The sequence below is a fragment of the Halobacteriovorax sp. HFRX-2_2 genome (assembly GCF_043196705.1).
Classification (GTDB): domain Bacteria; phylum Bdellovibrionota; class Bacteriovoracia; order Bacteriovoracales; family Bacteriovoracaceae; genus Halobacteriovorax_A.
The window spans coordinates 520162-527282 of record NZ_JBEBMT010000001.1 but is presented as its reverse complement, the minus strand read 5'-3'; the positions used below and the strand labels follow the sequence as shown (position 1 = coordinate 527282).

Here is a 7121-nt window from a genome sequence, read left to right as displayed (position 1 = left end):
GCCAACTTTCAGCGTATTCTTGAACTAACAAAGGGCATGGCCCACGAACTTAAAAATCCGTTAACTCTTACATTAAACTCGTATCAAATTTTAAGAGCGGAGATTTTTCGTAAAGACCAAAGATTAGAAAGAATTGAAACATTACTCTCTGTTATGAGGGATGCTAACAAACGTATAAATGATATCGTTGAGACAATTGACCTTACATTTCGCTCTGTCTCTAATCTAAAAGAAATCTTTAATGTAAAGAAGCTAGTCGACAAGAGTATGACCATTGACTTTAAGCAAGAGCTAAAAGAACAAGAAATCAAGCTAACTCTTAATGAGGACATCAAGGATTATAATTTGTTTATTACTGGGCCAAATTTTATACAGGCCCTAAAAAATATTCTTAAAAACTCAATTAACGCAATAAAAGAGGCAAAAGAAAATATTAAAAAAGAAATAAAAATTAGCATTGAAGTTAACAAAACAAACCAGGCACTCTTAATTAAAATACGCGACACTGGTATTGGAATATCTGAAGACTATGTTAAAAATATTACTCTTCCATTTTTCTCCTCAACATCCCAAAAGACAGGAGGAGGCCTAGGCCTTGCAATAGCAAAATTCCTGCTTCAAAATGATAAAATTGATATATCATTTAAGAGTGATATTGGACACTGGACAGAGGTGACCCTTAATATTCCGAAAGAGCGATGGAGGCATAGTGATGGCGACTAGTATACTATTTGTAGATGATGAAGAGGCTCTACTCGATCTTATTGAAATGATTTTCGAAGAGGATGTCTTAGATGGAAAGTTTAAGACTCACTTTGCTCTTTCTGGGGAAGATGCTCTTAAAAAGCTTCATAGTGAAGACGGAAATGATATCACTGTTCTTGTGACAGATATCAATATGCCAAATATGAATGGAATTGAACTAGTTAAAGAAGTAAAAAAACAATTCCCTAGTATCTTAATCTACATGATGTCTGCATATGGAGATCAAAAAACATTAGAAGAAGTCAGCAAGCTTGAGGTAAAACACTACTTCAATAAGCCTGTCGACTTTAGTGAATTAAAGAGAACCATCGAAGAGGATGTTGCCTAAACATGGAGAAGATATAGGTTGCATTCCGTTTTTTTCATTATATCCAACGTTACGCTTCCTAGTGATAAGTGCTCAAAAATATAGTGTTGGGGTTTCAAAACCACAAGGTCTGATTTTTCACTTCTAATGAGTTCTTCTAGTCGCTGTCCGGGTTCAGCATTCAAAATCATCTTTAACGTATAACTTGCATCAATCCCTTGTTTTTTTAGGATTGCCACTGCCTTTTGTAACTCATCTTCGGCCCCTTTATGAAGTTCAGACATTTCGTTAGTTAGGACTTCTCTAGGATAAGGCCCATCAGGAAAGACTTCTAAATTATAACTAACGAAATTTAATGGAACGATACAGTCCATATGTACCTTTGCATTATTACACTTTGCTAAATTAGCGACTGTTGCAAGGTTTTCCTCATCAAGAGACTCATAAGGTATTAGATAAGTAATTTTCTTAAAATTTTCGACAGAGGTCTTAGTGATGAGTACATCTCTATTTAAATTGAACAATGACTTCTCCGCAAATGTATTTAGAAAGAAGCGATGAAGTTCACCGTGATGACTAGCACCGACCGATATGATTTCCATTTCTGGGTCTTCACTTAAGTGCTCAATCCCTTCATTTATTGAGCCTTCAAAATTTTCAAATTCAATATCTTCTTTAGCAATATCGAGTCGTCCCAATGTTGCATTAACCATCTCAAGTGAGGTTTCTTCAATATTCTTTTTCCAAACAGGATCCTTAATTCGACGGGAACGAGTTGATGTCGAGTGAAATTGTTTTTCTAGCTGAGGAGAGATTGTATCAATATGATAGAGCGAAGGTTTTAACCCGAGTGCTTTGGCAAAGTTATAACCTGAACGAATATTTTTTTCAGAACCTTCATGAAGGTCTGAACAGATAACCAATTTTTTCATGATGCCTCCACTCTCTATATTATTTGGCATAGGCATTTAATAAAACTTAAATTAGTTCTATATATTCCAAGAAATCCAAAGAATCAGTTGGCATTAGACTTGCGATATATATCTTCATGAAGTTGAAAAATACCAAAAATCACATCGTTAGCATGATGTACGCCCTATTTCTTTGTCTAATTCTTGGACAGCAGTCTAGTTACTGTGCGGTCACAAATACCTCAGCAGAGGATAATGTCTATGCATCTCAACAAGATAAGGAGAGATTTGAATTTAAGGTACTTGTTGACGAAACAGGGAGTAACTTCGGAATTGACTTAAGTGATCAAGACCTTGATGAGCTAGCGGAAAGTGTTGGTAATTTTAAAATCTCAACTCTAAGCTTCTCTAAGAATCGCTTTAATCGTGATGGTGCCGTCGAGTGGTACCATAATATAAGAAACGTTAGTAAAGTGTTTTACAACGTTATCACTGATCATAAACGTTATAACGAGCATACTGCTGTAAGGGCCTCGATCAACATGGCCCATCAAGTAGTCTCTTGGTGGATTTCTCGTACAAATTATACCTTAGTTCACGAGGTGGCCCATGCACAAGCTGTAAAAGAGTTTGGTGGAACAGAGATTCAATTATGGGTTGGCGATGAAGCATATCATAGCGTTGGTGCTTTCTATCTGGCATTTATGTCAACCTATAATCGCGGAGCTGTAAGTTACTCTATTGATAGGGCAACACCTAATCAGGAAGCAGTAATATCAGCGTCAGGAATTAATTCCCAGATAAGCTTGGCCGAAGATATTGCAGAAGAAAGTATCATCAATCGAAGATTTGATCAAAGTGATGCTCTTCACTATATTTTAAACAAAGTCATCTCTACTATTTACTATCAGTATGACCCAAACTCAAATATGAGCGACTTGGCCCACTATGCCCATGCCCTCCATCAACAGGGCCTAATTGAAGAAGATGAAATCAACTCAACAAAGGAATTCATTTCCAATATCTCATTCTTGGCCACTCTCCTTTCCGGTAGAACTTGGGAAGCTGTGAATGCCTTTAGTGATGAGATTATGCTGAATAAGCATTACACTGATACCTATACCTTTGAAACACCTCTTGGGGAGATCACTTGGCCAGAATTTGCTGCATTCTTAAATGAGAAAGGAGTTAGCGGAAAAATCTCAGTTAGTTTACTAACACAATCTCGAATGACTTATCACTTCTCTTTTGAGACATCTCTTTTAGGGGAATCGGCCAACGAAGTAGGTCTGGGCTTTACATATAAAGCTGACGACTGGCAAACATCTGTCAAAACATATTTTAATGATCAAGATGGCCGAGGTATCTCAATTAAGTCAAAGTATGATGTTGGTAGAGCGAACGGTTTCTCTTTCTTTGCTGAAGCAAAAGCAGACAATGGAACACTCAATCAACGTAGACACCAGTATAGCCTTACGGGACAAGAGAGTAATGAGTTTGAGACTAGCTTTAGTATAGGTATTGAGTATCGATTCTAAGTACTATAGAAATTTACAACACGCCCTTCCTGTTTACGACTAGTATGGGACTCTATCTTTTTTAGACCAGAGAGATTATCGAGTGCATTTAGCATGATCTCATCCCAACCAGAAATAAAGAGTAAGTAGAATTTTGATCCAGAATCAATTAGCTCTTTAAAATGAGAAACTAATCTTGGAACATTCTCTGTGCCGACAGAATCATAAAGGTAGTAAACATCATGGCCAGCAAAGGCTTCAGGATTTTCTAAGAAGTCACATGTTTGAAATTTAACGTGATCTAATTGAAAATGTTCAGAGACAGTGTTTGTAAATTGAACTCTCTCATCGACTAATTCAAGTCCTAGATAATTCAATTTCTTATTCATCATAAGGGCCATATACAAGAGAGCACGGCCAGTGCCTGATCCTAGATCACATACGCTCTTAATATCATCTCTTGAATTGATGAAGTTTATAAGAAGATCAAGATCGTCATAACAAGCAGTGTAGACATGGTAATTTTCACCAAAGATCACATTATCATCATCACCATTACACTCATTACCATCTTCATATTCTTCTGGGTACAGGTGTTCAATATCAATAATACGTAGGAGTCGGTCATAAATTAAGTCACGAAAACTAGGGTCAAACTCTCCACGAGAAATGATCGTCTTCACAGACTTAAAAATTTCGGCCATTAGCGGGTAATCAATACCATCGAAGTATCGCTCTGTAAGAACAAGCGAGTCTCTTTTATTGATCTTGCAAATTTTATTTAAAAACTTACTTTGTTTATCGATTGGTTCAGCTAGAACCTTTTTCCATTTTTTATCAGATTTTTGAAAGAACATGATTTCAACCTAGCACTTATTTCTAAATGAGGTAACTAAAAATATTGGATAATGTAATGCTTTCTAGTTTAACTCTGGATAGCGCTCCGTCAATAATTTCATAAGCTTTTCAAAGTCGACGGGTTTCTCAAAATAGTCAAGAGCTCCTAATTCAGATGCCTTCTTATGGTAGGCAGCACTTGAGTAACCAGAAATCATAATTGTATCAATATTGGGAAATCTCTCATTCACTTGCTTTAAGAGTTCAAATCCATCGAGACCTGGCATGTTAATATCCGACAGGATCAGGATAACATCATGGCCATTTTCGCTTTCAAGAATTTTTAATGCCTCAGCACCAGAAGTTGAAAATGAAAGGAGCATCTTATTTGCTCTAACCCAATCTTCAAAAATATGCTCAAAAATGAATAGGATATCCTCTTCATCATCAACGAGTAAGACATGAACCCTTATCATGAACTCTCCTTAGGAAAACGAATCTTAAAAATTGTAAACTCACCTTCTTTTGATTCGACAAAGATTTCGCCATTATTTTTTTCTACAATTGATTTGATAATCGACATACCAAGGCCAGAACCTTCTCGGCCCGATTTAGTCGTAAAGAATGGTTCGAAAATATTATTTAATATATTCTCAGCAATCCCTACACCATTATCCTTAACTTCAATTAGAATATCTTGACCTTTTTCATATGTATGAACTGAGAGAATTGCCTGCCCTTGTGAACGACTAAATTTCTTATGAAGAGCGTAAATAGAATTCTCATAGAGGTTAATAAAGACAGATTGGATATCGTTAGTAAAAACATGAAGGTCCTCACTCGTATTTAGAGAGTGCTCAAACTTAATTTCAACCCCATCATTGTGTAAACTTAGAGCATGTTGGGCATACTTATACGACTCTTCAACTAGCATCTTTAATGAATATCTCTTTTTACCGTTTACTCGGGTATCTAACATAATTTCGAGGATATTCTTTATCCTCAAGCTATGAGTTGTGATAATATCGAGAGCCTTTTTGAGATCTTTTAGCCTCTTATTATCACCTTCTATCAGACGTGTATTAATGGAGCTAGCAACCTTACCAGCATTTAAAATAAGATTAAGTGGATTTCTTATTTCATGGGCAATCCCTGTTGTCAGACGGCCAAGGGCCGCAAGTTTTTCTTGTTCAAGAAGTGTCTCATGGGTCTTCTTAATCATCTCCTCTTTTTCTTTCACCTCCTTAGCAATTATCTCATTGAGATCATCAATTCGTTGATTAGCGCTAATCATGGCCAATTCAACTCCTATTCGACTTGCAAAAAGGTCGACGGCAGATTCCACAAAACTAGGATCTTTAATAGGGTTAGTACTTAAAAATACAATTAAACCAAGAAAGTCTCCAGAGGGAAGAAGTATTGGAGCTCCAATATAAGCATCAACATCCATATCCTGTAGCATTAGGTCTTCTGGAAATTCTAAGCATACATTATTAGCGTGCATGCAAACGCGCTTACCGGTGATAACATCATGACAGGGAGTACCTTCTAGATCATATTCAAGATTATCAATAAATTGGCCATTTGATATCGCAAAATCTGTAACGATCACACTAGATTTACCTTCCTTTGGTCTTCCTACAAAGATGAAGTCGATATCTAAATATTTAGCGATATTCTTTAACAGCTCTTTAATATATTCTTCACCACTAACGTGTTGATTAATATTAAAAATCTCTTTAATAATTTTGAATTTATCTTGATGCTCACCTTGGCCTTGCATATTGCCTCACTTAATTAATGATATTTCATTATAAGAGAAATGCGTAAGACATGGGTTTAAGAAATCTAAAGAAAAGTTTGTCCTAAAAACTAGCGTCGGCGACGTCCACGATAACGCTTCTTAGACTTAGGTTTTGTAACGGGGTAGTCGTGATGAAAGGGATGATCTAGTACCTGAGTAATTTTCGTTCCAATTAGCTTTTGTATATTTCTAAGAAATGGTAGGTCTTTTTCGCTACATAGGGATATAGCGGCTCCCTCTCTATTGGCCCTTGCAGTACGTCCAATTCGGTGAACGTAATAAGTGGCATCTTCTGGCATATTATAATTTATGACCATGTCCACATTATCAATATCAATTCCACGAGAGGCAATATCCGTTGCAACGAGGACTCGTATCTCACCATTTGTGAAGTCTTCAATGGCCTTATTCCTCTGCCCCTGTGTTAGGTTACTATGAATTTCTCCGACACTAATGTCGCTACGATTAAGTAATTCGACAAGTTCAGCTACAGCGTACTTGGCCTTACAAAAAATAAGAATACGAGACTGTGATTTATCTTCGAGTAAACTTAAGAGCAAATAGTTCTTATTTTCGGCCAATGTAAAATAAACAGATTGCTTAATCTTATCAACAGTTGATGACTCTGGAGTAATCTCGACTTTTATTGGATCTCTTAGTATTGCATGCGCGAGGGTCTCGATTTGTTTTGGCATGGTTGCCGAAAGTAGAACCGTTTGACGAAAGATCGGAATCTTTTTTGCAATGTCATTAACACCTTCATAAAACCCCATATCAAGCATCATATCGGCTTCATCTAAAACAAAGAACTCCGTCTGTGAAACTTTAATGGCACCATCATTCATGAGATCAATGAAGCGGCCAGGGGTGGCAATAACAATGTCCACACCTGAACTCATGGAAACGATTTGTGGATCTTTACTAACGCCTCCAATAATTAAGGCAGCTTTTAAGTGTGTCCCCTTTGCAAATGAGATGAT

General features: G+C 36.7%; 8 protein-coding genes. 3 read left to right on the top strand and 5 right to left on the bottom strand.

The window, feature by feature from the left end:
* Together ABMA79_RS02535 and ABMA79_RS02530 are read left to right on the top strand one after the other, a co-directional pair.
* On the top strand, positions 1-723 hold a 723-nt coding region (locus ABMA79_RS02535; RefSeq protein WP_393090035.1), incomplete at its 5' end, for an ATP-binding protein.
* Entirely contained in the window at positions 713-1093 is a 381-nt protein-coding gene (locus tag ABMA79_RS02530; RefSeq protein ID WP_393090032.1) for a response regulator, read from the top strand. The genes ABMA79_RS02535 and ABMA79_RS02530, both read left to right, overlap by 11 nt.
* On the opposite strand, the gene ABMA79_RS02525 is transcribed toward ABMA79_RS02530, so the two are convergent.
* Positions 1090-2004 (bottom strand): hypothetical protein, encoded by a 915-nt coding sequence (locus ABMA79_RS02525; protein WP_393090029.1) that lies wholly within the window; start codon positions 2002-2004, stop codon positions 1090-1092. The two genes, ABMA79_RS02530 and ABMA79_RS02525, sit on opposite strands and share 4 nt — an antisense overlap.
* 116 nt (positions 2005-2120) lie before the next feature.
* Here ABMA79_RS02525 and ABMA79_RS02520 point away from each other — a divergent pair, with 116 nt between their 5' ends.
* Positions 2121-3521 carry a hypothetical protein gene (locus ABMA79_RS02520; RefSeq protein WP_393090026.1) on the top strand — a complete coding sequence of 467 codons (1401 nt, stop codon included), beginning with the start codon at positions 2121-2123 and terminating at the stop codon, positions 3519-3521.
* Here the strand turns inward: ABMA79_RS02520 and ABMA79_RS02515 are convergent.
* The 4 genes from ABMA79_RS02515 to ABMA79_RS02500 form a co-directional block, all read right to left on the bottom strand.
* Entirely contained in the window at positions 3518-4357 is an 840-nt protein-coding gene (locus ABMA79_RS02515; protein ID WP_393090024.1) for a methyltransferase domain-containing protein, read from the bottom strand. The two genes, ABMA79_RS02520 and ABMA79_RS02515, sit on opposite strands and share 4 nt — an antisense overlap.
* A 63-nt stretch (positions 4358-4420) precedes the next feature.
* Positions 4421-4813: a response regulator gene (locus tag ABMA79_RS02510; protein WP_393090021.1), complete on the bottom strand. Its 393-nt coding sequence runs from the start codon at positions 4811-4813 to the stop codon at positions 4421-4423.
* Entirely contained in the window at positions 4810-6120 is a 1311-nt protein-coding gene (locus ABMA79_RS02505; RefSeq protein WP_393090018.1) for an ATP-binding protein, read from the bottom strand. Before ABMA79_RS02505 ends, ABMA79_RS02510 begins: the two co-directional genes overlap by 4 nt.
* A gap of 89 nt (positions 6121-6209) precedes the next feature.
* The coding region (locus tag ABMA79_RS02500) for a DEAD/DEAH box helicase (protein WP_393090015.1) at positions 6210-7121 on the bottom strand (912 nt) is incomplete at its 5' end.

Excerpts from the sequence above, each read along its gene's own strand:
- ABMA79_RS02525 (WP_393090029.1), bottom strand. The coding sequence starts at position 2,004 with ATGAAAAAATTGGTTATCTGTTCAGACCTTCATGAAGGTTCTGAAAAA.
- ABMA79_RS02530 (WP_393090032.1), top strand. The coding sequence starts at position 713 with ATGGCGACTAGTATACTATTTGTAGATGATGAAGAGGCTCTACTCGAT.
- ABMA79_RS02510 (WP_393090021.1), bottom strand. The coding sequence starts at position 4,813 with ATGATAAGGGTTCATGTCTTACTCGTTGATGATGAAGAGGATATCCTA.
- ABMA79_RS02505 (WP_393090018.1), bottom strand. The coding sequence starts at position 6,120 with ATGCAAGGCCAAGGTGAGCATCAAGATAAATTCAAAATTATTAAAGAG.
- ABMA79_RS02515 (WP_393090024.1), bottom strand. The coding sequence starts at position 4,357 with ATGTTCTTTCAAAAATCTGATAAAAAATGGAAAAAGGTTCTAGCTGAA.
- ABMA79_RS02520 (WP_393090026.1), top strand. The coding sequence starts at position 2,121 with ATGAAGTTGAAAAATACCAAAAATCACATCGTTAGCATGATGTACGCC.